Here is a 16,834-nt window from a genome sequence, read left to right on the forward strand (position 1 = left end):
ACCGACGACCGTAGTCGAGGAGTGGTGCATGTACGACCGGCTGAACCCGTCCTGGCAGGCCACGGCGATCTACCGGGCCCGGGTGCGCGGGGCCCTGCTCGGGGGCGCCGTCGGTGACGCCCTCGGGTATCCCGTCGAGTTCGTCTCCCTGGACCGCATCCGGGCCCTGCACGGCGCGCGGGGCGTCACCGGGCTCGTGCCGGACGGAGGGGGAGTGGCCGGCCGGGTCACCGACGACACCCAGATGACCCTGTTCACCGTGGAGGGGCTGCGGCAGGCGCACGAGCGCGAGCGGCACAAGGGAATCGGCGGCGGCTGGTCCCGGCTGGTGCGTGAGGCGTACGGCCGCTGGTTCGACACCCAGCGGCTGCCCGGCCCGCCCGAGGGGGCCGAGGGCCTCGCCGCCCAGCCGTGGCTGTACGCGCGCCGCGCGCCCGGCAACGCCTGCCTGTCCGGCCTCGCCCAGGACTTCGCCCCCGACCCGGGGGCCGAACTCGGCCGCCCCGGCCCGGTGAACTCCGACTCCAAGGGCTGCGGCGCGGTCATGCGCTCGGCGCCCTTCGGGCTCACGCGCGTGCCGGCCGGCACCGCGTTCGCCATGGCTGCCCGAAGTGCCCAGACCACCCACGGCCACCCCACCGGCTACTACTCCGCGGGCGCCTTCGCCGCGATCGTCGCCCACCTCGTCGAGGGCGACTCCCTGGAGGGGGCGGTGCTGCGCGCCGTGCGCCTGCTCGCCCGGTATCCGGGGCACGAGGAGACCACGGACGCCCTGCGGGAAGCCCTCGACCTGGCCGCCGAGGGCTCGCCCACCGCGGAGAAGGTGGAAACCCTCGGCGGGGGCTGGGTCGGCGAGCAGGCCCTGGCCATCGCCGTGTACTGCGCGCTGGTCGAGCCCGATGTCCGGCGCGCGCTGCTGCTGTCCGTCAACCACTCCGGTGACAGCGACTCCACCGGCGCCATCTGCGGCAACCTCCTCGGTGCCCATCACGGCGACCACGGACTGCCGCACGAGTGGCTGGAACGCGTCGAAGGCCGGGCCGAGATCACCGTCTTGGCGGACGACCTCGCCGCGGCGTGTGCACGAAGCTGACGGTCCGAAGGCCCGGCCGCGCGTACGGAGCCCCACGAAGGGGATGTGACAGGGTGGGGCGAACCCCGCGCCGTACGGAAGGAGCCAGGCCATGCCCGTCGAACCGCTGTCGCAGAAGGAGATCGAGGACCGGCTGGCGGAGCTGCCCGGCTGGTCGCTGGAGGGCGACCGGATCGCCCGCTCCTACCGGCTCGGCTCGCACTTCGCGGCGACCGCGATGGTCGTGCACATCGCCCAGGTGCAGGAGGAGCTCGACCACCACTCCGACCTCACCCTCGGCTACAACACCGTCTCGGTCACCGTGAACACGCACAGCGTGGGCGGCGCGGTCACCGAGCTGGACCTCGAGCTCGCCCACCGGATCGAGGATCTGGCGCCCGGGCACGGCGCGCACTGAACGGGGGAACGACGCGTGCTGGACTACGACCAGGAGGCCGAGGCGTACGACGTCTCGCGCGGTGGCGAGCCGCGAGCCGCGGCCGCGGCCGACGCCGTGCTCGGGCTCATACCCGAGGACGCGCACCGGCTGCTGGACGTGGGCTGCGGCACGGGCATCGTGACCCGGCGGCTCGCGGCCGGAAGACCCGGGCTGCGGGTCACGGGGGTGGACCTTTCGTACGGGATGGCGCGCCGGGCCGACGCCCGGCTGCCCCGTGCCGTCGTCCTCGCCGACAGCCGCCGACTGCCGTTCGCCGACGGGACGTTCGACGCGGTCACCGGCATCTGGCTGCTGCATCTCGTCGGGCGGCCCGAGGACGTACGGGCCGTGCTTGCCGAGTGCGCCCGGGTGCTGAGGCCGGGCGGGGTGTATGTCACCACCGTCGACAAGGCCGCCGCCCACGACGTCGGCAGTGACATCGACGCCGTGCTCGCCCCGCGCCCGCGCCGGCCGGCCGTCGACGCCGCGCAGGCCGTCGCCGCGCACGCCGCCGCCTGCGGTCTGGTACCGGCCGGAGCGGCCGGCTTCCCCGGCGTCGGCCAGGGCCGCAGTCCCCGCAGCACGCTGGCGGATCTCAGGCGCGGCTGGTTCGCCACGCTGACGCCCGGCGATCCGCTCCCCGAGCGGATCGCCGGGCGTCTCGCCGAGCTGCCGGATCAGGACCTGCCGCGCCCCGATCCGATGTTCTCCCTCAGGGCGTTCCGCAAACCCGGGCCCTGACCCGGGGATCCGCCTCGGTCGCGGGAGCGCCGTCGGTGCCGTCCGGCCGAATGGCGGTGATCGGCCGCCGGCGTCCGTGGCGCTGACGCCCGTACGGATGAGGTCACGCCGAGATGGTCCACCTGGAGCCGACGGCCACGACGCGGACCGCCTCCGGGGGTGATGCGCCGGGCTCAGCCCTTCCGGCCCAGGCCCCGGCGGATCGCGAGCTCCACCGCAGAGTAGTTCCCGTCCGCCCGCTCCAGCTCACAGGGCACCGCCGGATACAGGGGCGGCTGCGCCATGAACCGGGGCCGGGTGCCGTGGTGGGGCTGGGCGGCGTGGACCAGGAACGGGTGGCACAGGTAGACGTCTCCTGGGCGGCCGGTGGCATACGCGAGCGGCCGGCGCGCGGAGGCCGCGTCCACCCGTGGGCCCAGCTCCAGGAAGGAGGCGCCCTCTTCGCCGTACGGTGCCAGGACCGGGGGTACGTCGAGATGCGAGCCGGCGCGGATGCGGGTCGGGGCGTCGTCCTCGGTGACCTCCGTGAACAGGAACAGCATCAGAAGAGCACGCTCCCTGGACCGGAGATTGGCGTGCCACAGGGCGGCGCCCTCCGGCAGATAGCTGCCCTCGACGTGCCAGCCGGCGTCGTCCGGCTCCTCCTCGTGCGGGAAGCGCAGCGGAAAGGTGCCGAGCGAGTAGCGGGGCTCCCAGCGGCGCTCTCCCACCAGCAGGTCGGAGGCCCGGTGCAGGGCGGGGGAGTTGGCCGCGGCGGCGAAGGGGCCCTGTGCCATGCCGCCCACCCGGTACACGGGGTCCTTCCAGGTGCCGGGGTCGTCCGGGTCATAGCCCGTCTCCCGCCACAGCAGCCGCGCGCAGTCCTCGGCGACCCGTGGCGGAAAGGCGCCCTCGACCTTCACGAACCCGTCCTCGAGAAAACGCTCCACCATCTCGTCGCCCATGGGCCCATGGTCGCGGCCCGCCCTCCCCGCCGCACCCGGTTTTTGCCGCTCCCGCAACACAGGTGGCCTTCGCATGGCACCTCGGCGCAGGCTGGCGGCACCGAGAAGAAAGGCTGACCACCATGGGGCACGAGCACCACGGCCACTCCGGCCGCCACGGCCGCTCCGGCGACACCGCCATCGACTGGGCCGCGATGGCCCTGATGCTGGAGTCGCAGGCGGAGCTGTTCGCTCCGTTGTACAAGAGGGTCATGGCGTGGCTGGCGCAGGAGACGCCCGAGCCCGGCCTTATCGTCGACGCGGGCAGCGGACCCGGCGTCGTCTCCGGTCTCTTCGCCGAGGCGTACCCCGGCGCGCGGGTGGTCGCGGTGGACGGTTCCGGGCCCCTGCTGGAACGGGCCCGCGCCCGGGCCGCCCGCCTGGGCCTCGCCGACCGCTTCGGCACGATCACCGGTGAACTACCCGACGTGCTGGCCGAGTTGGACTACCCCGCCGATCTGCTCTGGGCCGCCAACAGCCTGCACCACCTGGGCGGCCAGCGGGCCGCGCTCGCCGCGTTCGCCGAGCGGCTCGCGCCCGGTGGCACCCTGGCGCTGCTGGAGGGCGGTCTGCCCGCGCGGTTCCTGCCGAGGGACATCGGCTTCGGCCGTCCGGGGTTCCAGGCGCGGCTCGACGCGGTCGAGGCGGAGTGGTTCGCGCGGATGCGGGCCGAACTGCCCGGCGCCGTCGCCGAGGCCGAGGACTGGCCGGCCCTGCTGACCGCCGCCGGTCTGAAGCACACCGGCACGCGCAGCTTCCTCCTCGACCTGCCCGCGCCGGTCGAGGACCGGGCCCGGACGTATGTCGCCGCCACCCTGACCCGGCTGCGCGAGGCCCTCGCCGACGGCCTGGACGCCGACGACCGTGCCACCCTCGACCGCCTCCTCGACCCCGAGGACGAGGCGAGCGTGCACCGCCGGACGGATGTCTTCGTGCTCAAGGCGCACACGGTGTACACGGCGGTGCGACCCGTCTGAGGCGGGCCGCGTCCGGTACCGCCGGCGACGCGGTACCGGGCGCGGCCCGGCCGCCGGATCAGTTGTTGCGCAGGAACTGCTTCGCCAGCGACTCGCCGAGGGAGACCGCCGCGCCGTGACTCTCGATCGGCGACACCTGGGAGTTCTTGAACAGGATGTACGTCACGCCCGAATCGGCGCCGCCGGTCGCCGGGTCGGGGTCGATGCCGAGTGCCTTGGCGCTCGCGTACGAGGCCTCGCCGATGATCTTCGTGGGTCCGGTGTCGCCGACGACCGCGTACTCGACCTTCTTGTTGTAGATCACGGCGACCACGCCGCCGCCCTTGATACCGGAGCTGGAGTACTTCCAGATGCCGCTCGCGCTCGGCACGACGACGTACGGGAGGGAGTCGGCACGCAGGGGCCTGCCGTCGGACTGGTGGAACGCGGTGTCGTCCTGGAACCAGGGGTCGGTGTCGCCGTTGCACTTGCCGGTGACCTGGCCGTCGCAGTCGACGTCCATGTCGGCCTTCCAGAACACCGCGCCGTTCTTTCCGCACACGGGGACGGTGGCCGAGGTCTCGTCGTCCGTCTTGTACTTCCCGTTCGATATCTGCGAACAGGACGTCACCTTGGCGAGCAGGTCGGCGGCGCTGACCGAGCCTTCCCGGGCCGACTTGGGGGTGGCTGCCCCCGAGGCGTGGGCGGGGAGCACCGCGGCGGCGAGGAGTGCGGCGCCGGCGGCCGCGGAGAGGGTCAGTGTTCGAGTGCGCACTGTGGGGGACCCTTCTGTTAGGAAAGTTTCCTTACCGGGTGCCGTACAAGGTGCCCCTTCCTCATGGCCGCGTCAACTCCCAAGGCTCCCACGGCGGGCTCGAGTTGGGTTCGGGTCAACGCCGGTCCGCGGCCTGCCTCCCCATGGACAGCGGCACGCCCCGGAGCCGCCGGGAAGCGGTCCGGGGCGTGCCGCCCAGTCGTCCGTCAGGTCATGTCGAACTTCGCCGGGTCCGGGCCCAGGCGCCGGTCCTCGTTCAGCGCGCTGATCGCCGCCATGTCCTCGGTGTCCAGCGAGAAGTCGAAGACCTCGATGTTCTCCCTGATCCGGGACGGGGTCACGGACTTCGGGATCACGATGTTGCCGAGCTGGAGGTGCCAGCGCAGCACGACCTGGGCCGGAGTCCGGTTGTGTTTCTGGGCGATGGCCACGATCGCGGGGACCTCCAGGAGGCCCCTGCCCTGGCCGAGCGGCGACCAGGCCTCGGTGGCGATGCCCTGCTCCGCGTGGTAGTCGCGCGCCGCGTGCTGCTGCAGGTGCGGGTGCAGCTCGATCTGGTTGACCGCCGGGATGACGGACGTCGCGGCGAGCAGCGTCCGAAGGTGCTCCGGAAGGAAGTTGGAGACACCGATCGCCCTGGCGCGGCCGTCCGCGTAGATCTTCTCGAAGGCCTTGTACGTCTCGACGAACAGGCCGCGGGACGGCAGCGGCCAGTGGATGAGGTACAGGTCGACGTATTCCAGGCCGAGCTTCTCCAGCGAGGTGTCGAAGGCGCGCAGCGTGGCGTCGTACCCGTGATCGCTGTTCCAGAGCTTGGTGGTGACGAAGAGGTCCTGGCGCGGAATGCCGGAGGCGGCGACCGCCTTGCCGACGCCCTCCTCGTTGCCGTAGATCGCCGCGGTGTCGATGCTGCGGTAGCCGGCCTCCAGTGCGGTGGCCACGGCGGTCTCCGCCTCGTCGTCCGGTACCTGCCAGACGCCGAAGCCCAGCTGGGGCATCTCGACGCCGTTGTTCAGGATGATCGGGGGGACCTTGCTGCTCACGAGCTCTCGATCCTTCAAGTCGTCGGGGGGTGGTACTGCCATCGTCAACGATCACGCGGACGCCTGCATTCCTGACGGGTGATTTCGCCAGGGAATTCCGAGGGGACCCGCGGATCGGCCGGACACGTATCCGGCGTCCTCGGACACGCGCGGCGAGTCACCCCCCGGCGAACCGCCCAGCGAACCGCCCAGTGAATCGCCCGGCACGTGGGTCCGCGCGCGTTTCGTTCAGGAGTGCACGCTGCCGCTGACGGGACGGGCGTGCGTGGACCGGATCGTCACCGATCTGTGCGTCCTCGACGTGACCCCGTCCGGCCTCGAACTCGTCGAGACGGATGCCCACCGTGTCGGCGATTCCCAGTTCCGGCATGGTGCGACCTCCTCATGCCCCATGCGGTTAATTGAATATTAAACCAAAGGGGGGCGCGTCGAGGGGTCGCGGTGGCCCGCTCAGGCCTCGTACAGCGCCTCCACCTCGCTCGCGTACGCCTTCTCGATCGCCTTGCGCTTCAGTTTCAGCGACGGGGTCAGCAGCCCGTGCTCCTCGGTGAACTGGTGCGCGAGGATGCGGAAGGTGCGGATCGACTCGGCCTGCGAGACCAGCGTGTTCGCGGCGACCACCGCCCGCCGCACCTCGGTCTCCAGATCGGGGTCGCGTACCAGCTCGGCCGGGGTGAGCCGCGGTTTGCCGCGCATCTGGAGCCAGTGCTCCACAGCCTCCGCGTCGAGGGTGACGAGAGCGGCGACATAGGGCCGGTCGTTGCCCACGACGATGCACTGCGCGACCAGCGGATGGTCCCGTACCCGCTCCTCCAGCGGACCGGGCGAGACGCTCTTGCCGCCGGAGGTCACCAGGATCTCCTTCTTGCGCCCGGTGATGGTGAGATAGCCGTCCTCGTCGAGCGAGCCCAGGTCGCCGGTGGCGAGCCAGCCGTCGTGCAGGGTCGCGTCCGTGGCCTTCTGGTTGTTGAGGTAGCCCTGGAACACATGGCCGCCGTGCAGCCAGATCTCGCCGTCGTCCGCGATGTGCACGGTGGTGCCGGGGATGGCCTGTCCCACCGTGCCGTACCGGGTGCGCCCGGGCGGGTTCGCGGTCGCGGCCGCCGTCGTCTCCGTGAGCCCGTAGCCCTCGTAGATCTGTACGCCGGCACCCGCGAAGAACAGCCCGAGCCGGCGGTCCATCGCCGAGCCGCCGGACATCGCGTGCCGTACCCGGCCGCCCATCGCGGCACGGATCTTCGTGTACACGACCTTGTCGAAGAACTGGTGCTGCATGCGCAGGCTCGCCGAGGGGCCGGGGCCGACGCCCCACGCCTTCGCCTCGATCGCGTCCGCGTACTTGACGGCGACCTCGACCGCCTTCTCGAAGGGGCCCGAGCGGCCCTCGGTCTCGGCCTTGCGGCGGGCCGCGTTGAAGACCTTCTCGAAGATGTACGGCACGGCCAGGAAGAACGTCGGCTTGAACGCGGCCAGATCGGGCAGCAGCGCCGCCGCGTTCAGCTGCGGCTGATGGCCGAACTTCACCCTGCCGCGGAAGGCCGCGACCTGCACCATCCGCCCGAACACATGCGCAAGCGGAAGAAACAGCAGGGTGGCCGCCTCGTCGCCCTTCCTGGAGTGGAAGACCGGTTCCCAGCACGCGACGACCGTGTCGGCCTCGAACATGAAGTTGCCGTGCGAGATCACACAGCCCTTGGGGCGGCCGGTGGTGCCGGACGTGTAGATGACGGTCGCCGTCGTCTCGGGGGTCACCGCCTGCCGGTGCCGGTGTACCACCTCGTCCTCCAGGTGCGCGCCGGCGTCGTAGAGCTCCTGGAGGGCGCCGACGTCCAGCTGCCACAGCCGGTGCAGATGCGGAAGCCGGTCGATGACCGTCGCGATGGTCATCGCGTGGTCCTCGTGCTCCACCATCGCGGCCGACACCTGTGCGTCGTGCAGCATCCAGAACACCTGCTCGGCCGACGAGGTGGGATAGATCGGCACCACCTCCGCGCCGATGGACCACACCGCGAAGTCGAACAGCGTCCACTCGTAGCGCGTACGGCACATGATCGCGACCCGGTCCCCGAACCGGACCCCCTGGGCCAGCATCCCCTTCGCGAGTGCGAGGACCTCGTCGCGGAACTCGGCGGCGGTCACATCTTGCCAGCGGCCCTCGTCGTCCTTGCGGCCGAGGGCGATACGGAGCGGGTCTTCCTGGGCATACTCGAAGACGACATCGGCCAGACCGCCCACCGGCGGCGCCGACGCCAACGGAGGGTTGGTGAATTCGCGCAATCCCCGCTCCTTGTGGCGCTCCGCACAGCGCCGTGAAAGCTACCCCACCGCACGACGGGGCGGGAGGGGCTCGGAAACCCGCGGGCCTGTGGCAAAACGCACAGGTCAGCCGGGTGAAATGCGCACATAGCGGGAGGTGGCGGACAGAATTTGCTACGGCGCGGTAGGTTCCGGGCCTGCGATCTGCACGGAATCTGTACGACGTGCTTACCGCGCCGCACATTCTACTGGCCAGTAGCTGGTGGCGCTGACCCGGGTCCGCGGGCCCCGGCGCGGTGACCACCGGCCAACTACCGGCGGTGCAGCCGGTCCCCGCCCGCCAGGATCGCCGCCGCCAGCGCCCGGGCCGTGTCCTGTGCCGGTCCCGGGCGCTCGCCCTGGACCAGCACGAAGTCGATCTCTCCCAGCTCCGGCAGCCCGGCCCGCTCCGGAACGCGCACCAGGCCCGGCGGGACCAGTCCCCGGGAGTGCGCCATCACACCGAGGCCGGCCCGGGCCGCCGCGATCAGGCCGTTGAGGCTGCCGCTCGTACATGCGATGCGCCAGGCGCGGCCCTCCCTTTCCAGCGACTGGAGGGCACGCGCGCGGGTGATGCCCGGCGGCGGATAGACGATCAGCGGCACGGGGCGGTCGGGGTCCAGACGCAGCCGCTCCGCACCGATCCACACCAGCCTGTCGTGCCAGACCAGCTGGCCGCGCGGGTCCTGGGGGCGCCGCTTGGCCAGCACCAGATCGAGCCTGCCCGCCGCGAGCTGCTCGTGCAGCGTGCCCGACAGCTCGACCGTCAGCTCCAGGTCCACCTCGGGATGGTCGTACCGAAAGCGCTCCAGGATCTCCGGCAGCCGGGTCAGCACGAAGTCCTCCGAGGCACCGAACCGCAGCCGGCCGCGCAGCCGGGTGCCGGTGAAGAACGCCGTGGCCTGCTCGTGCACCTCGAGGATCCGCCGCGCGAAGCCGAGCATCGCCTCCCCGTCCTCCGTCAGCTGCACGGAGTGCGTGTCCCGGGCGAACAGCGGGCGCCCGGTCGCGGCCTCCAGGCGCCGCACATGCTGGCTCACCGTGGACTGGCGCAGCCCGAGCCGCCGGGCGGCCTGTGTGAAGCTCAGCGTCTGGGCCACCGCCAGAAACGTACGCAGCTGGGCGGGGTCGTACACGCCTCCGAGGCTATCGCGAAACGCGATGACAGTCAGAGCGGTATATGGGCTTCCCGATCGCTCGCGGCCGCAGGACGATGGGGAGGGCACGACCGTGTCCGGACCGGACGAACAGCGACGCAATGGAGCACAGTGAAACGCCTGCGATGGCCGCATCGGATGCCCGTCGACCCCTACATCCTCCTGTTGCTGGGGACGGTGGGGCTGGCGGCCCTCGTCCCGGCGCGGGGCACGGCCGCGGGCGTCGTCTCCGGAGCCTCCACGGCCGCCATCGCCTTCCTCTTCTTCCTCTACGGAGCCCGGCTCTCCACCCGCGAAGCACTGGCGGGCCTGAAGCACTGGCGGCTCCATGTCACCGTGCTGGCCTGCACATTCGTGCTCTTCCCGGTGCTCGGCCTCGCCGCGCGCGGCCTGGTGCCGGCGCTGCTGACGCCCCACCTCTACACCGGCCTGCTCTTCCTCACGCTCGTCCCGTCGACCATCCAGTCGTCGATCGCGTTCACCTCGATCGCGCGCGGCAATGTGCCCGCGGCCATCTGCGCGGGCTCCTTCTCCTCTCTCGCCGGCATCGTCGTCACCCCGCTGCTCGCGGCGGCGCTGCTCGGCAACAGCGGCGGCGGGTTCTCCGCGGACTCGCTCGTCAAGATCGCACTGCAGCTGCTGGCGCCGTTCCTCGCGGGCCAGCTGCTGCGGCCCTGGATCGGGGGCTTCGTCACCCGGCACAAGAAGGCGCTCGGGCTCGTCGACCGCGGCTCGATCCTGCTGGTCGTCTACACCGCCTTCAGCGAGGGCATGGTCCAGGGCATCTGGCACCAGGCGAGCCCGCTGCGGCTGGGCGGCCTCCTCGTGGTCGAGGCGGCCCTGCTCGCCGTGATGCTGGCCCTGACCTGGTACGGCGGCCGGGCGTTGGGCTTCGGCCGGGAGGACCGGATCGCGATCCAGTTCGCCGGGTCCAAGAAGTCCCTCGCCTCCGGACTGCCCATGGCGAGCGTGCTCTTCGGCGCGCAGGCCTCACTGGCCGTGCTCCCGCTGATGCTCTTCCACCAGATGCAGCTCATGGTCTGCGCGGTGATCGCCAAACGCCGTGCGCACGACCCGGAGCGCCCGGCGGTCAGCCCCGGGACAGCCGCAGCACCGCGAACCGCGGCCGGTACAGGGAGACGTTCCGGCTGAGGTTCGCCTGTGCCGCGACTCCCGTCGCATCCAGCCAGTTGACGTCGTAGCTGAGCACCAGCCCGTCGCCGCCGCTCACCTCCGGGTGCGCCTGCGGGTTGTAGGCGGCGACCTCGCCCGGGGGCAGAGGCGCGCGCAGTCCCTTCCCCGGCCCGTGCCAGGGGCCGGTGGGTGCGCACGCCCAGTAGGAGGTGACCGTGGTCAGCCCCCTGGCGCCGGCGGCCATGGTGAGCAACACATACGTCCCCTCGTCACGGACCACCGTGAACGCGCTGGCCACGCCCGTACTGCGCCCGTCGCCGAGGACGGCCCCGAGGCGGGGCCGGGACGTCCAGGCCGAGCCGTTCCAGTACTGCCAGGCCGTGGCCTCGGCGAGCCGGCCGCGTTCGACCCGGGCCAGGTACGCCCGGGAGGCGGGGCGCGAGGCGGCCCGGGCGTCGTCGCCGCCGAAGACGTAGGTCCACGTCCCGTCGACCGCCGTCGTCGTGCCGAACAGCACCCGCCGGGACGGGTCGGGGACCTGTTGCTGGTCGAGGATGCGCACGACGCTCTCGACACGCAGGTCCGGCAGGGAGAGCGTGGCGACCTCCGTCGCGGCGGGAACCCCGTAGATCCACGGATACGCGCCGGCCGTACGGGTCCACAGCAGCACGCGGACGACCTGCTCAAAGGAGCCGGGGGAGCGAGGCTCGACCTGGGCCGCAACCGGCCAGCGCCACCGGCCGGGCGCCGGATCGGGGAACAGCGGCGCGGGCAGCGTCCTCTCCAGCCGGCCCGCGCGGGACATCACGACCGCCGAGTTGCGCACCAGCGGCGCCGAGGCGTCCCGCCAGGCGTACGGCTCGCCGAACGGGTTGGGCGGGCCGTGCACCTGCCCGAGATAGGTGTCCGAGAACAGCCACAGCACCCGCCCGTCCGGCAGGCGTACCGCATGGGTGCCGTCGCCGCCGGTCCAGTCGTCGGTGCGGGAGGGGTTGTCGCCGTACCGCGTGAACTCGGTGTCCAGCGCGGTGTCGGCAGTCCAGGACCGGGGTGTGCGCGGTGTGCAGACGCCGCCCTCCCGGTCGTGGTGCGGGAGGGCGGTGAGCAGCACGGCCGCGCAGACCAGGGCCAGGACCAGGCCGAGCCCGGTCCCGGCCCGCCGTCGTGCCGTGGTGTCGTCGGGCACTTCGGGGACGTTAGTGGCTGCCGCCCACCCGGTCCATGGGCAGCCACACCACCATGTCAGGCGCGGGAAGGCGGGTGCCGGTGCGCAGCGCGGCGATCTCGTCGTCGCCGAGCGCCCGGTCGTAGACCCTGACGTCGTCGATCGCGCCGGTGAAGAAGGCGCGGCCGTCCAGCCGCTGGCCGATGTGGACGCCGAAGGGGGAGTTGCGGCTCACCGAACCGGGCACGTCCGCCGTGCCGAGCGCGGTGCCGTCGATGAACAGCGTGAGCTGCCCTCCGCCGCGGCGCAGCGCCACATGGTGCCACCGGCCGTCGTTGTACGCGCCCGAGGTGCGCACATACGCCGACCGCGGTGCCGAGGCGCCGTCGCGGACCGTGATCAGGCCCTGGACGCGGTTCGAAGCGGGCTCCGCGCGCAGCCAGACCTGCGGCTGCGAGGTGCCGATCCCGCCCATCCAGAGCAGGGGCTGCTCGCCGCTCGCAGCGGTGTACCTGAACCACAGCGAGGCGGTGAAGTCCTTGCTGCCGAGGGGGAGCCGGGGCTGATACGGCAGGCGTACGGCGTCGTCGGCGCCGTCGAACGCCAGGGCTCCGCCGAACACCCCGTCCGTCTGCTGCGCGCCGCCGAGGACGGCGGCCGGCCGGGCGTGCGGGGCCAGGTCGGGTGTGAGGGGGTCGGGGCCGCGGCGCGGCCGCAGCCAGTCCTCGGTGAAGCGGGCGAAGCGGATCTCGTCGCGCGCGTCGACCGCGCCGCCCTCGTACATCAGCCCCACGGTGTCCCCGTCGATACGGACCAGGTCCGAGTAGCCGGACCAGTCCGTGGTGACCACCGTGCCGCGGTCCACGCTGTCCCAGGTGCGTCCGCCGTCGTAGGAGGAGCGGATCATCATCGTCCGGCGGCGGTCCGGGTCGCCGGGGCAGGCCAGCAGGATGCGGTCGCCGAGGCGCAGCATCGAGCCCTGGACCTGGGGCGTGTAGAGGTCCGGCAGATCACGGAAGGGGGCGGCGAAGCTGCCGCCGCCGTCGCGGCTGACCGTCTGGGTGCGGTGGCCGAGGTCGGTGCCGTCCTGCTCGCGCCCGCTGACCAGGACCGAGCCGTCACCGCGCTCGGTGAGGGCGAGTTCGGACGGCTTCTGGCGGAAGGTGCCGTCGTCCGCGATCGGCCAGGAGTCGGTGGCGCCGACGCGCCAGTGGTCGCCGCCGTCGTCGCTGGTCATCAGCGCGGCGTGGTTCGCGGTGACCCGGCTGCCGTTCCATGTCTCGGCGTTGACGCCGAAGACCAGGCGGCCCGCGTGCCGGCCGCGGGTCAGCTGGATGCCGTGCACCGGCCCGGTCGCGTACCAGGAGTTCCAGTCCGCGGGCAGGATCTGCGGACTCAGGTCCCGCGGCTGCGACCAGGTCAGCCCGTCGTCGTCGCTGACCTGAAGATGCGGGGTGCGGTCGCAGGGCACCGAGCAGCTCGCGCTGTCCGTGCGGCCCGTGTTGTATGTCTCGGCGAGCAGGATGCGGCCCGTCTCCCGGTCCACGAGTGGGGCCGGGTTGCCGTGCGTGTCCCCGGAGCCCTCGTTGACGATCTGCAACGGGCCCCAGGTGCGGCCGCCGTCGGTGGAGCGCTTGACCACGATGTCGATGTCGGCCGCGTCACCGCAGTTGAGCACGCGGCCCTCGGCGAAGGCGAGCAGGGTGCCGTTCACGGTCCTTACGACGGCCGGTATACGGAAGCAGGAGTAGCCGGGGTCCTGGGAGGCCTTGAAGAGCACCTGCTGTTCGAAATCGGCCTCGCTTGCGGCTTGCTGCGCGCCCGCCGGGCTCGGCAGCACGAGGAGTGCGGCGGCGGTGAGGACGGCGGTCAGGGTCGATCCGAGTCGTGCACGGAGGCTTGACGCCATGGTGCGGCCCGCCCTTCATGCGTCGGGTCTCATGTGCGCAGGACATACAAGACGTCCCACGTCCAACGTGCCGGTCCCAGACGGTACTTGGGGCCCCAACGACCCCACAAGAAGGGTGCAGGGCACACCTTCCCCGGCAGGGGCGGAGCGGCCGTGGCGGGGTCAGGGCCGCAGCACCACCTTGCCGCGGTTGGCGCGCGACTCGATCACCGCATGGGCCTTCGCCGCCTCCTCCAGCGGGAACTCCGCGTGCACGACGGGTCTCAGCGCCCCCTCGGCGAACAGCTGCCACAGCTCCCGTCGCCACCGCTCGTACAGCTCCGGCCGTCCGCGGGCGATCCGGGCCATCTGGAAGCCGGTCACGGTCTTGGCGCCCACCAGCAGGTCGTACGCCTGAAGTGTGCCGCCGCCCGAGCTGTACGTGACGAGCCGTCCGCCCGGGGCCACGGCGGCCAGCGCCGGGGTGAGCAGGGCGCCGCCGACCGCGTCCAGGGCGTAGTCGACGGGCTTTCCCCAGTCGGGGGCGTCGTATGTGACCACGTCGTCGGCACCGAGAGACCGCACGAACTCCGCCTTGCCGGCCCCCGACACCGCGCCCAGGACGCGGGACGCGCCACGTGTCCGGGCCAGCTGGACCGCGAGGTGGCCGACGCCACTGGCCGCCCCGGTGACCAGCGCCGACTCGCCGTGCTCCGGGCGGGCCGCGGCGAGCGCGCCGAGCGCGACCAGACCGCTGCGGACCAGTGCGACGGCGTCGACGGCCGTGGCGTGGCCGGGCACGGGGGAGGCCATGGTCTCGTGCAGCACGGCGAAGTCGGCGTACCCGTGCCCGAAGCACAGCCCCGTCACACGGTCGCCCGCCCGGAAGCGGGTGACGCCGCCGCCGACCGACACCACCTCGCCCGCGATCTCCCCGCCGAGCGGGATCGGCTCGGCGGCCTCGGTGACCTTGCGCACGACGGGCAGGGTGACTCCCACGGCCTCGCAGCGCACCAGGAGTTCTCCGGGGCCGGCCTCGGGCACGGGGACCTCCTCGACGAACAGGGGGCCGCGGGCGGACTCGTACCGGACGCGACGCATCGCACCTCCAGAAGTCGTTGGGACTCCCAACGGTATCGGATTTCGTGGGGAGGTCCAATGACTTTTCGTTAGGCTCCGGTCATGGCCGAAGCACCCCTGACCGCGATCCGCTCCCTGCCGAGCTGGATCCTCGGCCGCGCCGCGGCACGCGGCCGCGCCCTGGTGGCCGAGGCGCTGGCCGCCGAAGGCCTGAAGATGTGGCACCACGTGGTGCTCTCCGCCGTCCGCGACCTCGCCCCTGTCGCTCAGGCCGACCTCGGCCGTGGCATCGGACTCGACCCGAAGGACCTGGTCGGCATCCTCAACGACCTCCAGTCCGCGGGGCTCCTGGTGCGCGCGCCGGACCCGAAGGACCGGCGCAAGAACGCCGTCTCGCTCACCCGGGAGGGCCGACGGCTGCTGGAGCGCTGCCAGAAGGCGGCCCGCGAGGCCAACGACGCCCTGCTCGCCCCGCTCTCGGCGGCCGAACGCGACCACTTCATGGATCTGCTGATCCGGATTTCGGGCACGGAGGGCTGATGGCGGCTAACGTTCCGTCATGACCGCACCTCTCACGCTCGATCCCACGCGCACCGCGCTCGTGCTCGTCGATCTGATGGAGCGCATCGTCGCGCTGCCCCTGGAACCCCGCAAGGGCACCGAAGTCCTGTTCACCGCGGAGGAGTTGGCCCGCACGTTCCGCTCGGCCGGCGCGCCCGTCGTGCTCCTCCGCGTCGAACGCCCCTCGGTCGCCGAACAGCCGCCCGGCAGCCACCTCGCGGCCGGGCTGCTCCGGGACGGCGACCTGGAGGTGGTGAAGGGGACGGTCGGCGGCTTCCAGGGCACCCGCCTCGACGAGCGCCTGAGGGAGCGCGGGATCACCACGCTGGTGTTCGGTGGCATCGCCACCAACCTGGGCGTCGAGTCCACCGCCCGCGCCGCCGCCGACCTCGGCTATGCCCTCGTCTTCGTCGAGGACGCCATGACCGCGTTCACCGCCGCCGAGCACGAGGCGTCGGTCCGGCTCGACTTCCCGCGGTTGGGAACGGTCGTGACGGCCTCGCAGGTGCGCCTCACACCGGGATGACCGGCCGGGCCGGCGCCCACCCTGATCGCCGCATCCGCCCGGGGCGCCCGGGAGCGGAGGGCTGAGACGGGGCCCCTGCGGCGCAGGGGGCGCTCCCCACCGGTCGGGGCCCCGCGCCGCGCCGCGGGGAGCCGGTCAGCCCTGGCCGGCCGCGGTCCGCAGGGCGATACGGTCCTCGCCCGCGTACACGTTCATGGAGCTGCCCCGCAGAAAGCCCACCAGCGTCAGACCGGTCTCCGTGGCCAGGTCGACCGCCAGCGACGAGGGCGCCGAGACCGCGGCCAGCACCGGAATGCCCGCCATCACGGCCTTCTGCGCCAGCTCGAAGGAGGCCCGCCCGGAGACCAGCAGGATCGCGCGGGACAGCGGCAGGCCGCCGTTCTGCAAGGCCCGGCCGACCAGCTTGTCGACCGCGTTGTGCCGGCCGACGTCCTCCCGGACGTCGAGCAGCTCCCCGTCCTCGGCGAACAGGGCAGCAGCGTGCAGCCCCCCGGTCCGGTCGAAGACCCGCTGCGCGGCCCGCAGCCGGTCGGGGAGGCTCGCGAGCAGCTCCGGATCCACCCGGACCGGGGGGTTGTCCGCGATGGGCCAGCGAGCCGTCGTACGGACCGCGTCCAGGCTCGCCTTGCCGCACAGACCGCACGAGGAGGTCGTGTACACATTGCGCTCGAGGGTGATGTCCGGGATCGCCACGCCCGGCGCGGTCTGCACGTCCACCACGTTGTACGTGTTCGACCCGTCCACGGTCGCCCCCGCGCAGTAGACGATGTTCCGCAGCTCACCGGCCGCGCCGAGCACCCCCTCGCTGACCAGGAAGCCGGCCGCGAGCGCGAAGTCGTCACCCGGGGTGCGCATCGTGATCGCGAGCGGCTTGCCGTTCAGCCGGATCTCCAGCGGCTCCTCCGCGACGAGCGTGTCCGGGCGGGCGGAGACGGCGCCGTCCCGGATGCGGATCACCTTGCGTCGTTCCGTGACTCGTCCCATGTCCTGATCAGCCCCGGTTCTGTAGGTGGACCCTC

16 protein-coding genes and 1 pseudogene are annotated in these 16,834 nt (G+C 72.4%); 8 read left to right on the forward strand and 9 right to left on the reverse strand.

The window, feature by feature from the left end:
* The first annotated feature begins 28 nt into the window (after positions 1–28).
* The 3 genes from ABZ876_RS17095 (at position 29) to ABZ876_RS17105 (ending at position 2,252) form a co-directional block, all read left to right on the forward strand.
* Complete coding sequence (locus tag ABZ876_RS17095) at positions 29–1,093, forward strand: ADP-ribosylglycohydrolase family protein (RefSeq protein ID WP_361780961.1); 1,065 nt, start codon at positions 29–31, stop codon at positions 1,091–1,093.
* A gap of 91 nt (positions 1,094–1,184) precedes the next feature.
* Entirely contained in the window at positions 1,185–1,490 is a 306-nt protein-coding gene (locus ABZ876_RS17100; protein ID WP_361780964.1) for a 4a-hydroxytetrahydrobiopterin dehydratase, read from the forward strand.
* A gap of 15 nt (positions 1,491–1,505) precedes the next feature.
* Positions 1,506–2,252, forward strand: coding sequence for a class I SAM-dependent methyltransferase (locus ABZ876_RS17105; RefSeq protein ID WP_361780967.1), 747 nt, complete (start codon positions 1,506–1,508; stop codon positions 2,250–2,252).
* A 173-nt stretch (positions 2,253–2,425) separates the two neighbouring features.
* Here the strand turns inward: ABZ876_RS17105 and ABZ876_RS17110 are convergent, their stop codons facing one another.
* Positions 2,426–3,196 carry a phytanoyl-CoA dioxygenase family protein gene (locus tag ABZ876_RS17110; protein ID WP_361780970.1) on the reverse strand — a complete coding sequence of 257 codons (771 nt, stop codon included), beginning with the start codon at positions 3,194–3,196 and terminating at the stop codon, positions 2,426–2,428.
* A 122-nt stretch (positions 3,197–3,318) separates the two neighbouring features.
* On the opposite strand from ABZ876_RS17110, the gene ABZ876_RS17115 reads away from it, so the two are divergent.
* The gene (locus ABZ876_RS17115) at positions 3,319–4,212 is read left to right on the forward strand and encodes a methyltransferase domain-containing protein (protein ID WP_361780973.1); all 894 of its coding nucleotides are present in this window, start codon (positions 3,319–3,321) and stop codon (positions 4,210–4,212) included.
* A 58-nt stretch (positions 4,213–4,270) separates the two neighbouring features.
* Here ABZ876_RS17115 and ABZ876_RS17120 read toward each other — a convergent pair whose 3' ends face one another.
* Together ABZ876_RS17120 and ABZ876_RS17125 are read right to left on the reverse strand one after the other, a co-directional pair.
* Entirely contained in the window at positions 4,271–4,966 is a 696-nt protein-coding gene (locus tag ABZ876_RS17120; protein WP_361780976.1) for a glycoside hydrolase family 75 protein, read from the reverse strand.
* A gap of 206 nt (positions 4,967–5,172) precedes the next feature.
* Positions 5,173–6,009 carry an aldo/keto reductase gene (locus tag ABZ876_RS17125; protein WP_361780979.1) on the reverse strand — a complete coding sequence of 279 codons (837 nt, stop codon included), beginning with the start codon at positions 6,007–6,009 and terminating at the stop codon, positions 5,173–5,175.
* Positions 6,010–6,238: 229 nt separating this feature from the next.
* On the opposite strand from ABZ876_RS17125, the pseudogene ABZ876_RS17130 reads away from it, so the two are divergent.
* A pseudogene (locus ABZ876_RS17130) lies at positions 6,239–6,421 on the forward strand (hypothetical protein); the annotation flags it as partial.
* A gap of 38 nt (positions 6,422–6,459) precedes the next feature.
* Here ABZ876_RS17130 and ABZ876_RS17135 read toward each other — a convergent pair.
* Together ABZ876_RS17135 and ABZ876_RS17140 are read right to left on the reverse strand one after the other, a co-directional pair.
* Entirely contained in the window at positions 6,460–8,286 is a 1,827-nt protein-coding gene (locus tag ABZ876_RS17135) for an AMP-dependent synthetase/ligase (RefSeq protein WP_361780982.1), read from the reverse strand.
* Between the two features lie 290 nt (positions 8,287–8,576).
* The gene (locus ABZ876_RS17140) at positions 8,577–9,440 is read right to left on the reverse strand and encodes a LysR substrate-binding domain-containing protein (RefSeq protein ID WP_361780985.1); all 864 of its coding nucleotides are present in this window, start codon (positions 9,438–9,440) and stop codon (positions 8,577–8,579) included.
* A 159-nt stretch (positions 9,441–9,599) separates the two neighbouring features.
* Here ABZ876_RS17140 and ABZ876_RS17145 point away from each other — a divergent pair, with 159 nt between their 5' ends.
* Positions 9,600–10,613 (forward strand): bile acid:sodium symporter family protein, encoded by a 1,014-nt coding sequence (locus ABZ876_RS17145; protein ID WP_361780988.1) that lies wholly within the window; start codon positions 9,600–9,602, stop codon positions 10,611–10,613.
* Here ABZ876_RS17145 and ABZ876_RS17150 read toward each other — a convergent pair.
* The 3 genes from ABZ876_RS17150 to ABZ876_RS17160 all read right to left on the reverse strand — a co-directional run bounded on the left by ABZ876_RS17150 (position 10,552) and on the right by ABZ876_RS17160 (position 14,749).
* Positions 10,552–11,781, reverse strand: a complete 1,230-nt coding sequence (locus tag ABZ876_RS17150) for a hypothetical protein (protein ID WP_361780991.1) — start codon at positions 11,779–11,781, stop codon at positions 10,552–10,554. The genes ABZ876_RS17145 and ABZ876_RS17150 overlap by 62 nt on opposite strands.
* 10 nt (positions 11,782–11,791) lie before the next feature.
* Complete coding sequence (locus ABZ876_RS17155; protein WP_361780994.1) at positions 11,792–13,669, reverse strand: sialidase family protein; 1,878 nt, start codon at positions 13,667–13,669, stop codon at positions 11,792–11,794.
* A gap of 162 nt (positions 13,670–13,831) precedes the next feature.
* A complete protein-coding gene (locus ABZ876_RS17160; RefSeq protein ID WP_361780997.1) occupies positions 13,832–14,749 on the reverse strand; it encodes a zinc-binding dehydrogenase in 918 nt (305 codons plus the stop codon).
* Between the two features lie 81 nt (positions 14,750–14,830).
* On the opposite strand from ABZ876_RS17160, the gene ABZ876_RS17165 reads away from it, so the two are divergent.
* On the forward strand, positions 14,831–15,268 hold the full coding sequence (locus tag ABZ876_RS17165; RefSeq protein ID WP_361781000.1) for a MarR family transcriptional regulator: 438 nt from the start codon (positions 14,831–14,833) through the stop codon (positions 15,266–15,268).
* A gap of 19 nt (positions 15,269–15,287) precedes the next feature.
* Positions 15,288–15,815 (forward strand): isochorismatase family protein, encoded by a 528-nt coding sequence (locus ABZ876_RS17170; RefSeq protein WP_361781003.1) that lies wholly within the window; start codon positions 15,288–15,290, stop codon positions 15,813–15,815.
* Positions 15,816–15,950: 135 nt separating this feature from the next.
* On the opposite strand, the gene fdhD is transcribed toward ABZ876_RS17170, so the two are convergent.
* Positions 15,951–16,799 (reverse strand): formate dehydrogenase accessory sulfurtransferase FdhD, encoded by an 849-nt coding sequence (gene fdhD / locus ABZ876_RS17175; RefSeq protein WP_361781006.1) that lies wholly within the window; start codon positions 16,797–16,799, stop codon positions 15,951–15,953.
* Positions 16,800–16,834 lie beyond the last annotated feature (35 nt).

The sequence above is a fragment of the Streptomyces sp. NPDC046931 genome (genome assembly GCF_040644655.1).
Taxonomy (GTDB): domain Bacteria; phylum Actinomycetota; class Actinomycetes; order Streptomycetales; family Streptomycetaceae; genus Streptomyces.

Bases quoted from the DNA above. Each gene is read 5' to 3' on its own strand.
- ABZ876_RS17095 (WP_361780961.1), top strand. From the start codon at position 29: ATGTACGACCGGCTGAACCCGTCCTGGCAGGCCACGGCGATCTACCGG.
- ABZ876_RS17100 (WP_361780964.1), top strand. From the start codon at position 1,185: ATGCCCGTCGAACCGCTGTCGCAGAAGGAGATCGAGGACCGGCTGGCG.
- ABZ876_RS17110 (WP_361780970.1), bottom strand. From the start codon at position 3,196: ATGGGCGACGAGATGGTGGAGCGTTTTCTCGAGGACGGGTTCGTGAAG.
- ABZ876_RS17115 (WP_361780973.1), top strand. From the start codon at position 3,319: ATGGGGCACGAGCACCACGGCCACTCCGGCCGCCACGGCCGCTCCGGC.
- ABZ876_RS17145 (WP_361780988.1), top strand. From the start codon at position 9,600: ATGCCCGTCGACCCCTACATCCTCCTGTTGCTGGGGACGGTGGGGCTG.
- ABZ876_RS17155 (WP_361780994.1), bottom strand. From the start codon at position 13,669: ATGGCGTCAAGCCTCCGTGCACGACTCGGATCGACCCTGACCGCCGTC.
- ABZ876_RS17160 (WP_361780997.1), bottom strand. From the start codon at position 14,749: ATGCGTCGCGTCCGGTACGAGTCCGCCCGCGGCCCCCTGTTCGTCGAG.
- ABZ876_RS17165 (WP_361781000.1), top strand. From the start codon at position 14,831: ATGGCCGAAGCACCCCTGACCGCGATCCGCTCCCTGCCGAGCTGGATC.
- ABZ876_RS17170 (WP_361781003.1), top strand. From the start codon at position 15,288: ATGACCGCACCTCTCACGCTCGATCCCACGCGCACCGCGCTCGTGCTC.
- fdhD (WP_361781006.1), bottom strand. From the start codon at position 16,799: ATGGGACGAGTCACGGAACGACGCAAGGTGATCCGCATCCGGGACGGC.